This is a genomic window from bacterium (assembly GCA_036504735.1).
Lineage (GTDB): Bacteria > Electryoneota > RPQS01 > RPQS01 > RPQS01 > DASXUQ01.
In genome coordinates this window covers 104,028-121,511 of the sequence record DASXUQ010000010.1, presented here as the reverse complement: position 1 = coordinate 121,511, position 17,484 = coordinate 104,028, and the positions used below count along the sequence as shown (strand labels likewise).

Annotated in this window: 13 protein-coding genes and 2 tRNA genes; all 15 read right to left on the bottom strand. The window is 57.7% G+C overall.

Annotation, left to right across the window (positions count from 1 at the left end):
• Positions 1 to 126: 126 nt before the first annotated feature.
• Positions 127 to 4,317, bottom strand: coding sequence for a C25 family cysteine peptidase (locus tag VGL38_09795; protein HEY3295720.1), 4,191 nt, complete (start codon positions 4,315 to 4,317; stop codon positions 127 to 129).
• Positions 4,318 to 4,596: 279 nt separating this feature from the next.
• A complete protein-coding gene (gpmA, locus tag VGL38_09790) occupies positions 4,597 to 5,346 on the bottom strand; it encodes a 2,3-diphosphoglycerate-dependent phosphoglycerate mutase (protein HEY3295719.1) in 750 nt (249 codons plus the stop codon).
• A 51-nt stretch (positions 5,347 to 5,397) separates the two neighbouring features.
• Positions 5,398 to 6,393 carry an L-histidine N(alpha)-methyltransferase gene (gene egtD / locus VGL38_09785; GenBank protein ID HEY3295718.1) on the bottom strand — a complete coding sequence of 332 codons (996 nt, stop codon included), beginning with the start codon at positions 6,391 to 6,393 and terminating at the stop codon, positions 5,398 to 5,400.
• A gap of 19 nt (positions 6,394 to 6,412) precedes the next feature.
• The gene (egtB, locus tag VGL38_09780) at positions 6,413 to 7,744 is read right to left on the bottom strand and encodes an ergothioneine biosynthesis protein EgtB (GenBank protein HEY3295717.1); all 1,332 of its coding nucleotides are present in this window, start codon (positions 7,742 to 7,744) and stop codon (positions 6,413 to 6,415) included.
• Positions 7,745 to 8,134: 390 nt separating this feature from the next.
• Positions 8,135 to 9,379, bottom strand: a complete 1,245-nt coding sequence (locus VGL38_09775) for a patatin-like phospholipase family protein (GenBank protein HEY3295716.1) — start codon at positions 9,377 to 9,379, stop codon at positions 8,135 to 8,137.
• Positions 9,380 to 9,592: 213 nt separating this feature from the next.
• Positions 9,593 to 9,979: a type II toxin-antitoxin system HicB family antitoxin gene (locus tag VGL38_09770; protein HEY3295715.1), complete on the bottom strand. Its 387-nt coding sequence runs from the start codon at positions 9,977 to 9,979 to the stop codon at positions 9,593 to 9,595.
• Positions 9,976 to 10,230: a type II toxin-antitoxin system HicA family toxin gene (locus VGL38_09765; GenBank protein ID HEY3295714.1), complete on the bottom strand. Its 255-nt coding sequence runs from the start codon at positions 10,228 to 10,230 to the stop codon at positions 9,976 to 9,978. Before VGL38_09765 ends, VGL38_09770 begins: the two co-directional genes overlap by 4 nt.
• Before the next feature lie 166 nt (positions 10,231 to 10,396).
• On the bottom strand, positions 10,397 to 10,735 hold the full coding sequence (locus VGL38_09760) for a hypothetical protein (protein ID HEY3295713.1): 339 nt from the start codon (positions 10,733 to 10,735) through the stop codon (positions 10,397 to 10,399).
• A 26-nt stretch (positions 10,736 to 10,761) separates the two neighbouring features.
• Positions 10,762 to 11,337, bottom strand: coding sequence for a sigma-70 family RNA polymerase sigma factor (locus VGL38_09755; GenBank protein HEY3295712.1), 576 nt, complete (start codon positions 11,335 to 11,337; stop codon positions 10,762 to 10,764).
• 150 nt (positions 11,338 to 11,487) lie between these two features.
• Positions 11,488 to 12,522, bottom strand: a complete 1,035-nt coding sequence (locus VGL38_09750; GenBank protein ID HEY3295711.1) for an aldo/keto reductase — start codon at positions 12,520 to 12,522, stop codon at positions 11,488 to 11,490.
• 383 nt (positions 12,523 to 12,905) lie between these two features.
• Positions 12,906 to 13,835, bottom strand: coding sequence for a hypothetical protein (locus tag VGL38_09745; GenBank protein HEY3295710.1), 930 nt, complete (start codon positions 13,833 to 13,835; stop codon positions 12,906 to 12,908).
• Positions 13,836 to 13,970: 135 nt separating this feature from the next.
• Positions 13,971 to 14,047 (bottom strand) — tRNA-Asp (locus VGL38_09740).
• Between the two features lie 90 nt (positions 14,048 to 14,137).
• Positions 14,138 to 14,212, bottom strand: a tRNA-Val gene (locus VGL38_09735).
• Entirely contained in the window at positions 14,203 to 14,364 is a 162-nt protein-coding gene (locus VGL38_09730) for a hypothetical protein (GenBank protein ID HEY3295709.1), read from the bottom strand. Before VGL38_09730 ends, VGL38_09735 begins: the two co-directional genes overlap by 10 nt.
• A gap of 454 nt (positions 14,365 to 14,818) precedes the next feature.
• Positions 14,819 to 17,407, bottom strand: a complete 2,589-nt coding sequence (locus VGL38_09725; protein HEY3295708.1) for a S49 family peptidase — start codon at positions 17,405 to 17,407, stop codon at positions 14,819 to 14,821.
• Between the last annotated feature and the right edge of the window lie 77 nt (positions 17,408 to 17,484).

Genomic DNA, 17,484 nt, shown 5'->3' with positions numbered 1-17,484 from the left:
CGCCAAGCGGGGCAGGGCAAAACCCAAGAGCCCTGCCACCGCGAAGCTCTGGCCATTTCCTCCTCAAACAAAAACCGGCTCGGGACCTCCCGAGCCGGTTTCGCCTATTTTCACACGCGAGCGATCTTATTTCGACAATAAGTGCGGTTGAACAATCTCCGAGCTTGCCCCGTTCGCCACCGTCTGCACAATGTAGTAGTACTTCACCGCCGTGCCCACGTTATCCGTGTACGTCGTGTCACTGACCGTCGCGATCAGCGTCCCCGTTGCCGGAGTAAATTCTCCCACCGTGCCCCGGTAGATGTTGTACTGAACATTCTGCAGCGGATTGCCCGTCACATCCGCCGTTACCGCCCGCCAGCGCAGAATCACGCTGCTCGGTGTGCCAAAGGCGGCCAAGCCCGCCGGTGCCTGCGGCGCCGCCGGCGGCTGCGAACTCGTCGTAAACAGGATCGCCCGGCCACTCGTCAGTGGTGCAGCACCCGCAATGATCGGGCTCACCCGGTTGAAGAAGCTGTAAAGCACGCCATCGGTCTGATCGAGATTCTCGATGCCTACCGTGCAATAGTCGTTCGACGCCGCCACATCCGCCACGTTCGAGATGTCTCGGTACTGGAACAGAATCTCGCCGTCACCCGTGGGCGTTGCCGGATACCCCGGCTGATACAGGATACACTCGAAAGTCTCCCGGGGGTTGTCCATGGCGTTGTACTTGTAAACACCGCTCCACTCCACGATGAAGCGATGATTGGCCGCATCATAATAGGTGCAGAGATGGCCCGGACCCGTCTCCGGCGTCGGCGTGGTCACGCTGATTTCGTAGTTGCCGCACGACTGCCCCTGGTACCCGTCTACCCGAATATAGATCGGACCGCCGTCGAAGACCCGCGTAATCGCCGATCCGAATCCGCCGCCGCATCCCGAATGATTGGTCGCAATCGCCGTGCTGCAGCAGACACTGGCCACCGACAGGTAGGTGTCAAACTGCGATCCGCAGAGACTGATAGTCAATTCCTGTCCGCCTGCCGGAACATCGTAACGGTAGAACACATCCGGCCCGTTGCGCCCGCAGACGTTGTGGTTATCACAGGTAAATCCGGTATCGGTGTAGGGCAAACTGTTGATGACCACCGAAGCCGCACAGCTCGCTCCGCCTTCATCCAGCGCATGGTCCGGACGGTGCCCCTGTGCCGCCAGCGCGCCTTCGGGCTGTGACGTCCGCAGATCATCCCAGAACGGCGCAATCAATCCCGTCGCGCAGATCGCACTCGGAATGTCATAGTTGCGAAAATCCGTATGTGAGACCTGGTCGCCACCCATCGCCAGCCAGCCGTTGCTGCACACCGTAATCTGGTTGAAGGTCTGGCCGTAATAGCGGAAGGAAAACGGAAGATCCACCACCATGCTCGCATCGTTTCCATCCGCGGCATCCACCAGCGGCTGCTGCGTTCCCAAGCCTCCCGAATCCGGATCCACTTCCACCCAATTGTACGTCGGGTGCTTTTCGTAAGCCGTATCCGTATTGTCGAATGCCCAGTAGCCGTAGCCGTCCGCCGGCGTCGGCGTGTTGGCCGCTACCGTGCCGATCGTCAGCGAGAATCTCACCGTGTCCGCAAACCCGTCCGCTATGGGGAAGATGCACGTCAGCGGAATACGCTCGCCCGGCAGACTGTGCGCGGTCGCACTGATTCCAAAGGTGTTCGCCGAGTTGCTTCCCTGCCCGTTCGCCCCCAGCGCCGCAAAGGTGCCAATGCTGTCCGTAATCGTTACATCCCGGTTGTCCGTGTGCAGATAACCGATCCGCCCCGCTGCCAATGCTCGAGTGCCGCTGTTCAGCAGCGTAACCGCGAGTTGCGCACTCTCGCCCGGATCGAGGATCCCGTTCCCCGAACCCGTCAGGGTCGAACTCACATGGCTGAGTTGTGCGTTGGACAGGGTCACCGGAATCGTGCTTGTCCAGGTGTGCGATGCCCCGTCGGTCACCGTCAGGGTAAACTGCACCACATGCCCGCTTGGCGCATACGCCGCCACTGCGAAATCGAAATCATCCGTTGGGCTGGCCGTCGCGCCGGCCGCAATCGTACCGTACGTTTCGGTATTGTCCACGACGCTCGTGATATACGGGTCGTTCGTGCTAAGCACCGCCGTCACGCCACTGACTGCCGTGCTGCCCCAGTTCTTCAGCGACGGAGCAACCTCAATCGTCTCGCCCGGATTCGCCAGACCATCACCGTTGCCGTGGCTGGTGCCGTTGTTATCATCGTCCAGTGCCACCGTTGCCGACGCGGGGGAGACATACTGCGACGACGCCGTCACCATTACACTTCGATACGCGGCCACGCAGTTATGCTTCGACACCACCACAAACATCGAGTCCGCTGTGGTGGTCGCAAAATTCAACGTGATCCCGCCGTTCGCCGCCGTATAGCCGCCGGCAAAGACTTCCGTGCCCTTCACCACATTCACATAGGCGCTGTCCACCGCCACTCCGCCCTGCCGCGTCACCGTCAAGGTCAGACTGTTGGTTCCAGCGGGTACACTGGCCGGAGTAGTAACCAGCAGCGTATCCGGTGTATTCGTATAAACGTCCACCGCCGGATCGCCCAGCAACGTCGTGATCCCGCAGAAGAAGTTCACTTCGGCTGAATCAGACGTGAGCGGAAAGTTGCGGTACATTTCCAATTTGGCCCGCATCAGGGTGGCGCCCGTTGTGCGGACTCCTTCCCTCAAGAGGCCCTGTACCGCGCCGCCCATCTGGATATTATTGTATCGCGAATGCGTGCCACCCGACGACATGCCCACAAAACCAATCGCTCCCGCAGGATTCGATGGCGTAGCCGTGGGCACCATAAAGGCCTCTCCCAGACAGGGAACGTCACTTTGATTGTAGTCGTTCGTGTTGCAGGTCATGTTCAACATGAACGGCCAGTCGCCGATGTTATTCAGTCCGCCCAGATCGGCCACAGGGAAGTTGTTCATCCGGTTCCAGCCGCGGTAACACCACAGCGATGCTCCGGAATTGATGCTCGCAATAATCGTCGACGTCGGAATCCGCGCGCTGTAGTCGGTCCAGTAAAGAGTATCGATGCTCGAACCGGTGTAGCCCGCATCCAGCATCCGCTCCCGCACCCAGCGCATTGTCTGGATATGCGATACCGAGAGCGCCTGATTGTCGTAATCGCCCACCACAGCCGCCGCCTTGAACCAATTCGGGTGTGAACCCGTCGCGCGCGGAGCGGGAGTCATCTCATAACGCAGCGTTTTGTTCACCTGAGTCAGCAATTCGGGGCTCGATGTGAAAAACAGGCGGCCAATCGCGACGTCAGGCAGCAAATCCGTGCCGTCAAGCTGTGTAAATCCGAAGTCCCCTACGCCAAACACGCCCGCTTCGTCCGGCGCGTGATAGACATAAGAGGGCACCAGATACGTACCGTTCCCGTCGCCGACCATACACACAAATTCCAGCGGCGGGTCGGCGTTGTTGTATCGCGACTGAATATAGGCTTTCACATTCGAGGTGGACATTGGAGTGCCGATCTGCGCCGGTCCCGCCACTTCCACCCGGTATCCCTTGCGCGTCCGCCATTGAATCAGCGGCGCAATCTGCTGCGGCGCCACAGTTCCGTCCGCCGTAATGTACAGCAACGTCCCGCGCACCACGAGTTCATCCAGCGCCATCTCGGCCCAGTTGGACAATGCAGGCCTCAGCACCTCGGCAATCGTCTCCGTAATCCCGCGCGGATAGGCTGCGGGAGCGCCATTCTCGTGCACCTGCACCGTCATCCGTCTCAGCACCCGAATCTTGTGCTGGGCCGCATTATACTTGACCGCCGTAATCTGTACATTCGCCAGAGGAACACCACCCATCACCTGCCGCGCAGACAGCGCGACGGCGGTTTCGGGAAGATAAGCATCCTGCGCGGTCCGGAAATTCGTGCTCGCGCTCTCCTCTGCTGCCGCTAACGTGTAGGTCCCTTCCACATCCGACCACTCTTCGGACACAACCTCCAGCATCGGATTACCCTGAGTGCGCAGGCCCATCAGCCGGGAAATCGCCGGAAGTGCGGCCAGGTCCCGAATATCCGTAAGGGTTTCGCCGGGAAGCTCTAAATCAGAGCAGGTCTGCCCGTTGCGGAATACCGGACTCGCGGTCAGTCCCGCCACAGACACATCGAGCTGCCACGTCTGATTGCTCGTGCTCTGTACAACTACGCGGCTTTCTTCGCCCCTTGCCGTCGCATTCACGGGAATCCATACATCTGCTGCCCAGGCCGCCGAAATACACGTCAAAACTAACACTAAGATCCATATGCGCATAATCCCTCCAAAGTCCGGGTGACCGGATCCTCTATCCACTGTCGGTCATCTTATCCAATTATGATTGCTCCGCAAAGAGCACGCCCTGTGAATTCTATTGCAAGCACCGCACCAGCATGTTATATCATATTACCATTGCACTTACACTCTGCCCAAGTGTGAATATGTTGCACTCATGCTCAACGATGCGCAATTGGTGCGCACGGTTTACCCAACAAAAAAGGCCAGCACGTCGTGCCAGCCCTAATTGCTATTGCCATCAGGTCTCGAGTCTTCTGCCTATCCCTTCACTTTCGTCTGGTTCGCCACCGCCTCCGTGGCTTTGCGGACCTCTTCGGGATCACCCAGATAGTAGTTCTTGAGCGGATTCAGCTTGTCGTCCAATTCATAGACCAGCGGAATGCCGGTGGGGATGTTCATTTTGACGATTTCCTGATCGGGCACATGGTCGAGGTGTTTGACCAGTGCGCGCAGGCTGTTGCCGTGCGCGGCGATCAGCACCTTCTTCCCGGCCTTGATTTGCGGCACAATCGCCTGATGCCAGTACGGCAGGAACCGCTCGAGGGTGTCCTTCAGACATTCGGTTAAGGGAACTTCATCCGTGCGCAGACCGGCATAGCGGGGATCATTGCCCGGGTACAGCTTGCTCATCATATCCAGTGCAGGCGGTCGAATATCGTAGCTGCGCCGCCAGATGGTCACCTGATCATCGCCGTAACGCTCGGCGGTCTCCTTCTTGTTCAGCCCTTGCAGCGCGCCGTAGTGCCGTTCATTCAGCCGCCAGCTCTTCTCTACCGGAATCCACATCAGATCCATCTCATCGAGGGTAATCCACAGGGTGCGGATCGCCCGCTTGAGCACTGAGGTAAAGGCCAGGTCGAAATTGAAACCACCTTCCAGCAAGAGCTGCCCGGCCTTTTTCGCCTGAGCCTTGCCGTCCTCACTCAAATCCACATCTATCCAGCCGGTAAACAGGTTTTCCTTGTTCCAGATACTCTCTCCATGCCGGAGCAGAACCAGTTGCGTCATCGTCCCTATACCTTTATGTTTCCGTAGTCAGACATCCTTCGCCGGCACGCCTCAGATCGCGCGCCAGAGGGAATCCTCGAAATAGTGCCGCGTATCGAAATACTCATGGGCTGCGGCAAATCCGGCTTCAGCGGCATAGTGCCGGATCTCGCCCGGGGTGTACTTGAAAGAATACTCCGTGTGAATCGCTTCGTACGGCTCGAATGCAACCTGTATGCCCAGCGCGCCGATGGTTACGGTTTGCGCTCTGCGACTGAGCAGATAGCTCTCCATCGCGCCGCGCACCGGCGCCCACGTTTCATAGTGGAAGAACTGGTTCAGATCGAAGTCCGCCTCCAGTTCGCGGTTGATTCTCCGCAACACATTCAGATTGAACTGAGCCGTGATGCCCTTGGAATCGCTGTACGCCGGCAGCAGAATGGCGGGATCTTTCTTCAGATCGAAGCCAATCAGCGCCAGGTCATTTGGCTTCAGTCTCGCGCGCAGAGCCTTCAAAAAGAGCCGCGTCTCGGTCTGATTCATGTTGCCGATGCTCGACCCCAAAAACAGCACCACGTTCCGCCATGCTCCCTGCTCCGCATGCCAGCGCAACGCGTGGAAGTAATCGGCCACAATCCCCTGCACTTCGAGCCGCGGGTATTCCCGCTCGAGCTTCTCCGTCAATTCCCGCAGCGCGCTTTCCGAAATATCCACCGGCACATAGCGGAAGGTGCGCTTGTCTTTCTGCAATGCTCGAATCAGCAGATCGGTCTTGTACCCGTCGCCCGCGCCCAGCTCCATCAGGTTGAACGGTGCGCTGCCTATCGCCGCGCTGATGTCCGCCGCATGGGTCTTGAGAATCTCATACTCGCAGCGGGTGAGATAGTACTCATCGAGCGCCATGATCTGCTGAAAGAGCCGGCTCCCGCGCTCATCATAAAAGTATTTGGAAGGAATCCGCTTGTGCGTGCGCGTCAGGCCTTCGCGGATATCGCGCGCAAACTCCTCTTCGGGAGCCAGCACAGGCGCGACGTGTCCATCCGTCAGAATATGCAGTACAGCGGCCACTGGAATTTCCCCCTTCGCGTTATAGATCTGCCGCGAGGCGGATTCCGGTGAACTGCCATCTTTTGTCAGGCTGAAAGAAGTTGCGGTAGCTGGCGCGGATGTGTTCGCGCGGCGTTGCGCAGGACCCGCCCTTCAGCACCATCTGCCCCGACATGAACTTGCCGTTGTATTCGCCCAGCGCGCCCGGCGCCGCTTTGTAACCGGGATACGGCAGATAGGCGCTGTTGGTCCATTCCCACACATCGCCGAACATCTGAAACGGTCCCACCGCGCCGCTTGGATGGCTCATGGGCAGCGGATGCAGTGCGCTGCTCTCCAGCAGATTGCCCTGCGCGCGCGATTGCTCCACGGTCAGCGCGGCCACTTCCCACTCCGCTTCGGTGGGCAGACGGCGGCTGCGCCATGCGGCATAGGCCTCTGCCTCGTAGTAGCTCACATGGCACACGGGCTCGGATGGATTCAGTTCCTTCAATCCGTCCAGCGTGAACACGTGCCAACTTCCGCGCTCATCGGTCCAGTGCAGGGGCGCACTGATCATCTCCCGCTGCACCCAGTCCCAACCGTCGGAGAGCCAGTACTTCGGTTCGCGGTAGCCTCCCGCGTCCATGAACTCGAGGTACTCGCCGTTGGTGACAAGCCTGTCGGCCAGCTCAAAGTCTTCAAGGTATACGCGGTGCTGGGGCAGCTCATTGTCGAAGCAGAAGCCGGACCCATGATGCCCTACCGCGTGCACTCCCCCCGCAAACGGAATCCAGCCCATGATCCCCGCCGCTCCTGCGCTCTGCTCCGCGCCCTCTGCCGAGGTGCGATAGGCGGGCTTCAGCGGGTTAGTCCAGAAGTTATGTTTTAGATCGGTAAGAAGCAACTCCTGATGCTGCTGCTCGTGGTGAATGCCCAGCGTGGTCAAGGCGGCGACGTCGCCCCATTTCGCCTCGGGAATGCTGTTCAGCAGGTCGGGCATTCGCTGGTCGATTTCGGCGCGGTAGGTGAAGATTTCCTTGACCGTAGGCCTCGAGATGAAGCCCCGCTGCGGGCGCGCGTGGCGCGGTCCTACGGCCTGATAATAGGAATTGAAGAGATAGCGGTACTCCTCGCGGACAGGCCGGTAAGCCGGCACAAAGCTGGAGAGCAAAAAGGTCTCGAAGAACCAGGTGGTATGGGCCAGATGCCACTTGGCGGGGCTGACATCGGGACTGGTCTGGATGACAAAGTCCTCAATCTCCAGCGGGGCACAGAGCCTCTCGGTCTGGGCGCGGGTGTCGCGGTAGGCCTCGAGCAGGGTCTGCCGCTCCACTCCCTGGGACTGGACGGCCTCGCGTCGCGGTGCATCAGTGATCACGGTTATGGACATCACTCATCTCTTCCTATATGAATTCCATACAAAATATGACTAATCTTATCATGTTTAATTCTACGTCATGCCTAAAGAGAAAGTTCCACCTTGGGGGTGGCTCTTGAAGAGGCGAGACGAACTTTTGACCAAACGAACCGGGCTTATTCCTTTTCATTTGAAGGCGAGGACGGCACAAATGCACAAAGAACATGGGGAATGCGAGGCGTTGTGGGTCGGGGATGGGCGGTTGGGGATGGGCGGGCCGATCTTAGATCGGCCCCTCCGACGACGCCTGCGGCGTCAGGATAGTAGTCGGCATGAAGGGTACAAGAAGAAAGGTTAAGAAGCGCGCGGGGTAGGGACACCCCGCGCGGCGATGGGTGGGGGTGGCGAGATGCGGCGCGGCGTTTACAGCAAGTCGTTGCAGTAGGCGCGGACTTGCATGGCACAGAGCGAGGCGCCATGCTGGCAGAGGCGGGTCCGCTCCTCATTGCTCAGAGAGCGCAGCCGAGTGCCGATGGCGGCAACTTTGGCGATTTCGCGTTTGGTGAGAGTGTTGGCCAGTTCGGGAATGTTCAGATCTTTGGCAAGCTGCTCGCGAATGCGAATCAGTTCGGCCTCGCAGTCGGTCTGGTCCAGGGACTCCAGCAGGTCTTTGGGGATCGTGTCGAGCATGCCCAGCAGTTGCGGGTCGGCCCCTGACGGCGTGTTCCGCTTGATGCTCAGCAGGATTTCGGGAAGAGTCCAGTTGATGGCAAAGAACGCGGTCTTGATCGACTCGGCATACTGCCCGTACAGCAGATTGCGATATTGCAGGTTGCGAATCTGGCTCATCAGGATGTCGACATTGCGGAGCGCGGCGATGGGCAGGAAGCTCCAGACACACTTCTTCTGTTTGTCGAAGGGGAACGCCGCGTCACTACAGATAATGTGAGTGCACTTGGCCGCCTTTGCGCCGCTGGGAAGCAGGGCGAAAGTGCCCTGATTGTCATAGAGGCCGCCGTCACTGAGGGAGATGGTCGTCACCGGATAGCGAGGCTTCGCGAAATACTTATGAGCGCGCAGGCGGACGGGGTACAGCAGCGGCGGAGCCGCGCTGGATGCCGCAACGGCGCGCGACACCGGAAAGCTGCTGGCCTTCTTCGACATTCCCGTGACATAATCGCCCATGTCTTCGCGCCGGAATTTCCAGTTCTTCCCGGTGTTCACATTGGTGGCATTGATGACGAATTCCGGCCTGGCGGGAAGGTCCCCAAGGGTGCGTTTGTGGTAATAGAGCCGGTCGTAGGTGGCCGCCAGAGCATCCGTGCGGCTGTAGAAGGGCAGGACCACCGCGGCAAGGAATGTCCAGTGGCTGATGGTGCGAAGTTCCAGCGATTTGCCGAGGGCGGATTTCATCTCGTCGAAAAACTTCGGGAAGTCACGCGTGCCATCGAGCGCGTATTTGGCGGCAATGATGGATCCACCGGATACGGACGACACGATATCGAGGTTATCAAGAATTCCGAACTCATGCAGTTTTTCCAGAACGCCGAGATGAAAGGCGGCGGCGCGAACACCACCCCCCGAGAGCGCAAGCCCAATGCGCCGCTGCGCTGCGCCCGGCTGCTCGACCATGTCAACGTTTGGTTGGGGAAGGGGGAGAATTGCCATCCGGTTGTCGCCTTCCTGAGTCACTTAGTGTTGAATGCCTTTCGGGCAAACTTCCGACCGTGCTTGAGATGGTCAATATATGCACGGACGCCCTTCCTGTCAAGTCTTGACGGCCATGTTTCTATTACGACTGGACTCGCCGATTCATAATGCGAATGACTTGCAGAATTGCCACGAACAAAAAGTCCTAAGACGCTCTTATGACTCTACTCATCAATGGGGTGGCCGCTTTCTTGTGGCTGATCTGTGTAGATGTTGAGATTGCAGGAAATGTTCAAAGGCTTGTTTGGCCACACTGTTTAGATTGGTGTCCTCCGTCTGCGCATAGTGCACAAGGGCTCGATGCAAGTCTGGCGAAATCCTTACATTGAACGTACCTTTGTATGGCTTCTCGGGTGATATGCCTTTGGTCGCGCATAGATCAAGATAGTCTTCTACAGACTCTCGAAAGGCAGACTCTAACGATTCCGGATCGTGTCCTTCATAGGTTACTGTAGCCCGTATACCGTCCAACTTGCCCCAGAACACTTTGTCTTCCGGGCTGTACTCGACGGTTCCTGTATACCCCTTGTATTCGAGAGGCGGCTTTGCGGATTTCATACTGCGTTCTCCTTCTCAAGAGCTTCGATAACCATGTCTACCTGATACTTCTTCAGACTGTTCTGCGGATGCGGCTGATGCAGAATGATCGGAGCATACTGCGCATGAGTGAACCGCCGGCGCGAGCCTGCGGTCTTTCCCGGTTTCTCTTTCTTATATCCTAGCAACCGCAGCAGTGATTCCAGTTCATCCCAGGTGAAATCCCGGGGATTCCCGCAGAGCTTCTTAAGAAGCTTATCCTTTTGAGGCATGGACCTACCCTTCCCTATAATGTAACTAAATATAGTTACAAAAAACACCGAAGTCAAGGGCTCCGGGAAGAATTCCTAACGACTCACGCGTTAGGACCCACGGTCGCACAAAAAAGCCGGACGTGAAGCCCGGCTTTTTGATGATGCGATGAGGCGCGAAGTGCGGTCAGGCGGGGGTAGTGGGCGGCTCGGTGGGAGCCTTGTGCCAGCCGCAGCCACAGCGGTTGTGCCAATGCTCGCGGAGATGTTGCCGCTCCTCCTCGGAGAGCTGCATCCAGCGCTCGCGGGACATGTGCGGGTGGCGGTGATGATGGCGCCAGCCGTGGTGCATGCCGCCGAAAAGCAGCCGGGCAAGCACAAGCAGACCGAGCGCCTGCCAATAGGTTACCGGGCCGGCGTTCAGCAGCGGCGGCAGCAGGGCATTCCACAGCAGCATCACGGCGGCGCTGGCCAGCGCGACGATGGCGATGCCGATGAGTGGAAAGAAGAAGAAACGTCTGCGCATGAGTTATACCTCAAGAGTGTGTTGTTTTACGAATCGCCGGAAAGGTCGTCGTTCAGATCGGACAGCCGCGCCCGAAGTTTCTTCACCGCGTAACGCTTGCGGGAGATCAGGGTCTTGATGTTCTCGCCCGTACGCTGGGAAATTTCTTCGAAGGTCAGGCCTTCGATTTCGTTCAGGATGAAGACCTGCCGCTGCGGTGCGGGAAGTTCTTCGAGGGCGCGGTTCAGTTCTTCATAGAAGAGCCGGCGCAGAACCTCATCTTCGGGTGTTTGCGGATCGATGAAAAGCGACTCTTCGGCGGGGATGTCGTCGTCTGCATCATGGGAGACCGCACTGACGGGCAGGGCTTTCTTCTTGCGGTGCTTGTCGGCAATGCGGTTGCGGGCGACGCGGAACAGCCAGGCACTCAGGCGCTGGATGGGATCGAGGTCCACCACGCTGGACAGTTGCAGCCAGACATCCTGCAGGATGTCTTCCGCATCTTCATCGCTGGGCACACGGCGGCGGATGAAGCCGGAAAGCCGCTTGCCGTAGCTGCGGATGGCCTCAGAGATTCTCTGTTCGCGCCGTGCGCTGAAAGCCGCCATAGTTGCTTGATCCATACCTGCAGAGAGACGAACGACCGACGAAATTACTTTACTGAACAAATGTACTTATCCTAAGCGCCGAAGTCAAGGGGTGCCGCCCATTGCTGCACAAAAACCGGAGCAGATGCCCCGGTTTTCGGCAACCTCGCCATGCTGGTATTAACGTTACTCGCCGCGCATCCTGGGCACAGTGCGGTCGTGGCGGACGATGTCATGCATCCAATGCGGATAGGGACGGTAGGGCTTGCTCAGATCATCGAGGCGGGCGACCTCTTCGTCGGTCATTGTCCATTCCACCGCCTTCAGATTGTCTTCGAGCTGCTCGGTCTTGTTGGCGCCGATGATAACGGAGCTGACACCCGGTTTGCGAAGCAGGTAATTGAGCGCGGCCTGAGCGGGAGTGGCCTTGTGGCTTTCGGCAATGCGGCGCAATTCATCGACAATGGGGAAGCCTTTGTCATAGTCGATGGGGATGAAATTCTGCTCCTCTTTAGCGCGACGGGCACCCTGCGGGCCGCGCTCTCCACGCTGATATTTTCCGGTGAGGAAACCACCGGCAAGGGGCGACCACGGCGTGATGCCAAGGCCCTGGTCCATGCAGAGCGGCACCAGTTCCGTCTCGACATCGCGGGATACCAGAGAATAGTAGGCTTGCAGTGAGACAAACTTCTCCAGATTGTGCTGCTCGGAAATGGCCAGGGCTTTCATCAGTTGCCAGGCGGCGAAATTCGAGACTCCGAGATAGCGCACTTTGCCAACGCGGACGAGATCATCCAGCGCGCGCAGCGTCTCTTCGAGGGGAGTGATGAAATCGAAGCTGTGGACGATGTAGAGATCGATCCAGTCGGTGCCGAGACGGCGCAAGCTGTTGTTGCAACTGTTGAGGATGTGATGACGGCTGAGGCCAACGTCATTGATTTCGGCACTCATACGGCCACGAACTTTGGTGGCCAGAATGACATCCTTGCGCTTTTCACCCAGCGCCCTGCCGAGCATGTCTTCGGCCATGCCGTAGGAATAGACATCGGCGGTGTCGAAGAAATTGATGCCGCCTTCAAGGGAGATGTCGATCAGGCGCTTGGCGCTCTGGTACTCGAGTTCTCCGATGACTTTCCAAAATCCCTGTCCGCCAAAGGTCATAGCGCCGAAACAGAGTTCGGACACCAGCAGCCCGGACTTACCCAGTTGACGATATTGCATTGTATGTCCCTTGTAATACGATTTATTAACCGTGAATGTAACAGTTCTCTGTGAACATGTCAACCGCTATTTGCGGGAAGTGTTCCGACAAAGAAAAATCCCTGTCAAGATTGAACTTAACAGGGGCCTTAGAATTGAGCGGTGCCGACGGGGCTCGACGTTTCGCGAACAAGGGGCAATACCTTCTCAATCAGTATCTGATTAAACAGGTTGCGCTCCTCCGTATTTGGCAGATGCGAGGAATTCTCGAACCAACACAATGACTTCTGCGGAGCCTTCAGTGAGTCAAAGTACACGGCGGACAGCACCGAAGGCACTTCGTAATCATGGCGTCCCAGCATGAACCATACAGGGCACGTGCACGTCCTATTTGTGTACAGAGTTTATTGAAGCCCTTTGTCCAACAGCCATGACCGGACCTGTGGTGGCAAGGTCTGTTCGATTTCACGCGTATCAAAAGGCCGATATAATCTCCCGATCAAGTCGGATGGCATGTCTTTCAGAGTGTTGTCCTTCAACAGCAAGACATCTTTCCCCATCCCGAGCATGTACCCGACTTCAAGTGTCACATTCGGGTTGAACTCGTCCCCCTGTATCTGTTCAAACACCGCTATGCCGAAATTGCAACCGTGCATGTAGACTTTGATATTTGGAAAGAGTTCGTCCATGTACTGCTTGTCATCTGCCCGAAGCCCGATGATCCCCTTTTCGGCAAGCGTGTCCTTGAGCATGCGCGCAATTTGTTCATGGGACTTGGTCTTAGTGAACTTCATCATCAAAAACGCCGTGCGATGCCCTCCGTGTTCACTCAGAAATCGCGATATTCCGTCGTGAATCTCGTTGGGGGCGAAGCCGTCTGCCCTCGAGGCAGATGTGGACTTGGCTAACGAAGCTTGGATTTCGGTCAGATAGCCAAGAGCAAGATCCTGCATAGCGGAATTCATCTGCTCGTCTGACAGGCTCGTTGACCAGTGGGCAGAGAAAACGGGACGCCCAATCTCCTGCCTGATCTGTTCCGCCAGATCTTTGGTATCTACCTTCCCGTACTTCGTCAAGTCCAAGTAGCGAATTTCGGTAATTCCTCCGGACTCGACCAGCACCACGTGGTAAGCAGTCAAATCTTTTCCCGAAAACAGAAAATTCCCCTTTAACACGCGGAGTTGCTCTGCTGGGATTCCTCTCGCTCGGGCCTCATCTCTAACGTGAAGTGCGAACCGAGTCAGTGCTTTGTTGATTCGCTCCTTCTCTGGATTGGGGAGGTCGCCGCCCACTTGGGCCACTCCACCCGATTGTAGAAACTGCAGTGCTGACATCAAGATCCTCGTACCACTGGTTTAATGCGACTGAGTCAAGTTGCCCTACTTGATCTCATCGGCTTGCCCTAAGGTGGGCACAGTGTCGTCTACAAAAAGCCCCTGTCGAGCTTACTCAACAAGGGCTTACAATTTTGGCGGGGCCGACGGGGCTCGAACCCGCGACCTCCAACGTGACAGGCTGGCGTTCTAACCAACTGAACTACGACCCCACGCCAAAGAATTCAAAATGAAAAATCAAAAACTAAAAATGAGAAAACCAGAGTGGTTCTTTTCATTTTTCATTTTTAGTTTCGCCTTCGTGGGCGATGACGGATTCGAACCGCCGACATCCTGCGTGTAAAGCAGGCGCTCTGGACCAGCTGAGCTAATCGCCCTTAGGTGCGGCCGCCGGCGCGTGCTTGGGATGCTCCCGCGCCATGATGGCGTAGGGGAACAGAACACAGTACCCGATCACCAGCAGGATCGGCGCCAAAGTCAAGCTGAGAAAGCCATCCACGGGCGGCTGCGCCAGACAGATAAAGCCCAAGCCCGTTACCCCAATCGCGACGGCAAAGGCAAGGTAATTCTTCCGCGTAAACGGAATCTGAAAGCGCTGGCCCTTGGCGGTCTCACGCGGTTTGCTGCCGCGCGGATCGGGCCCCTTGGGGCCAGGCTTCTGTGTGGTCTTGACCGAAATAGTAATCTCCCCGAATCGTTCCCGGGCAAATCTGACGACCCGCCACGGCGAGGTTTAGAATCCCAATCTACCGATTATTTGTAAGCTTGTCAAGGTCTTGCTGATCGAAGTGGATCACCTTGGGTAGGTGATCCACTTCGGAAGTGCAATAAAAACAATTCAGCACTAATCTCGCCGAGAGGATGCGAGATTTTCCGTGCCGCCCCTGCTCCCGTCTCTTGGCAACCACACGCTGCCCTTCGGGCTGACGGCCTCACGATGCGCGCGGGGTAAGGACACCCCGCGCAGCGGCGCAAGTTTAGATCTACCGTTTGGACTCGGTGGGGAGGTCTTCGGGTGGGATCATGAACAGGGCCTGGCCGGGGTGTTCAGCCATTTTGGTCAGGACTTTGAGTTCATAATCATCCGACGTCGCCAAATCAATCGCCTGTTCCTTTCCCAGAATCAGGGCCAGAAGCCGCATGGGCATGGGCGAACCGCCGCCTAAGGCCGCCGGATTCAGCAGGCCGCGCTTGGGAAATTCCACCACCTTGACCTTGGAACCGCGCGCGGGCAGATGGGCTTGAGTGCGGGCATAGACCAGAGCATCATCCAGACCGCCAAGTTGATCCACTAACTTCAGATCGAGGGCGCGGGTTCCGGACCAGACTCTCCCCTGCCCAATCGAATCCACGTAGGCCTGCTCCAGCTTGCGGCCATCGGCAACCTTCTGCGTAAACTCGGTATATTCGTCGACGATGAGTTTCTTCATCTTGGCGAATTCGTAATCGGTCAGATTGCGGTTGGGAATGGTCGCACCGATGAGGGGCAGCGTGACGCCGGCGGTCAGGTCAGCATGCTCGCCGATCTGAGTGTGATCTTCGGTGAAGCCGGTCTTGTCGGTGAACTTTTCATTCCAGATCCAGCCGCCAATAACGCCGATGGAACCGGTGATGGTGCGCGGTGAGGCAAAGATGCGGTCGCCGTTCATGCTGAGCCAGTAACCACCGGAAGCAGCCACTGAGCCCTGCGAAACGATCATCGGCTTCTTCTTGGAGACTTCTTTCATCTGCTGCGCAACCAGATCGGACGGCAACGCATCGCCGCCGGGGGAATCGACGCGCAGCACAACGGCCTTGATGTCCTTCTGAGTCGCCAGCTTGTGCAGCAAAGTGGACGTGTACCGCCCACGGATGCCGATATCCATGTCGCAGTCACCGATGGCATACACCACGGCAACCTTGGGCGGCTCGCCCCACGCCTGGTCGGCAAAACGCTTCATCGTGACCTGCTCTTTGGTCACGAACTCCGGCTTCTTGCCGCTGATTTTCTCAACCAGATCCGACGCATCTTCCCAGCGGCCCACCGTATCGATCAGCCCTGCAGTGCGCGCGGTCTGAGCGGAGAAGACCACCATGGTATCGACGTTGGCGCGCACAGCTTCGGGCGACAGGTGGCGGCTTTCGGCGACGGCCCCCTGCCACTGATTGTAGAAGTCGGTAATCAGCGCCAGGCGTTGCTCACGGTCCTTCTCGGACATGTTCTTGCGGGAGAAGGATTCGAAGGCGGACTTGTAGGCGAAAAAGCGCCATTCCTGCACGCCGAGGCCGATCTTCTCCAGCAGGCCCTTATAGTAGGTGCGGCTGGCGACGTAGCCGGGGATGGCAATCTGTCCCTGCGGATCCATCCAGACATAGTCGGCGACGGAGGCAAACTGATATTCGGCCATGCCGGCACGGTCGAAGTAGACGTAGACCTTCTTGCCGCTGGACTTGAAATCCTGCAGCTTTTCGCGCACTTCCCACAGCATCTCGGAGGGGCCGGAGAAGCCGGAAAGATTCATGGCAATGCCGCTGACGGTCTTGTCATGCTTGGCCTTCTCGATCATGGTCTGCATCTCAAGCAGCGGAAAGCGTTCCTTGTCAAACAGCACGAAGCTCTGATAGGTCATGCGGCCCTTGAGTGGCAGCGAGACGACACGCTTGTTGCGCTCGAAGAGACGTTGCGTATTGAGGCCGGGTTCCTGCTGGCCAAGGCGGAGCATGTAATCGACGGAGGCGCGTTCAGTCTTCTTGCTGGTGGTGCCGTTGGCCGCCGTGTTGGTCTGGCGGACATAATGGGGCACGACGTGGAAGCCGATGCCGTCCAGGGACAGGCCGACACTCAGCGTGTACAGTTTGTCCTGCTGATGGGCAAAAGGCTTGCTGACTTTTCCGGCCAGCCGCACGCCGTTCACCGGCCACAGTTCGAGGCCCGCGCCCCACTGCAAGGTTCTCCATGTATCATGGTGCGCATAGGCGGCGTCGCCGAAGACGGTCAGGCGGTGGTTCATCAGCGGGCGGATGCCGACGTCACTGATGCCGCGATAATCGCCGTGATGAATGCCGAGGGAGCCGGTATTGCCAATCGACAAAAAATTGAACGGACGATAGATGTTGCCGAGGCTGAAAAACTCGTCACGCGATTCGAACTGGCGTCCCGCGCCGCGCGCCCAGTTATAGGAAAGACCCCAATACTGCCCGGGGTCTCCGCCACCGACGGCGATCTGGTAATCATCCACATGCTGGGCACTGAGGCCGGTCAGCGCCGTGCTGGATGGCGCGAAGAAGTCGTTACGGCGCACACTGAAGCCGACGCCACTGCCCCCTAAAAAAAGGCCCCAGTTGTTTAAACGGCCGCGCACAAAGTGCTGGTCATTCCAACTGAAGGCAGCTTCCATCTTCTGCATGGCGGCAAAGGCGGCGGGATTCCAGAACCCCGCGGCGGCACCGCCCTGTGTGGACGGTGTGGCGCTCAGGACTTCACTGCCCGCGCCGTAATTGGGAAAGTCCGAACGGTTACCTTGAGCCAGTGCCGTCAGGCACAGACCGAGCGTGAGTACACACGCCACCAAGACCGCTGAGAAACGCTGCATGAGAGCACCTCATGTTCATATAGGTATAAACTGGTAAAGCAATAGTAAGAAGGTACAGGCCTTCGGGAAAAGCGACT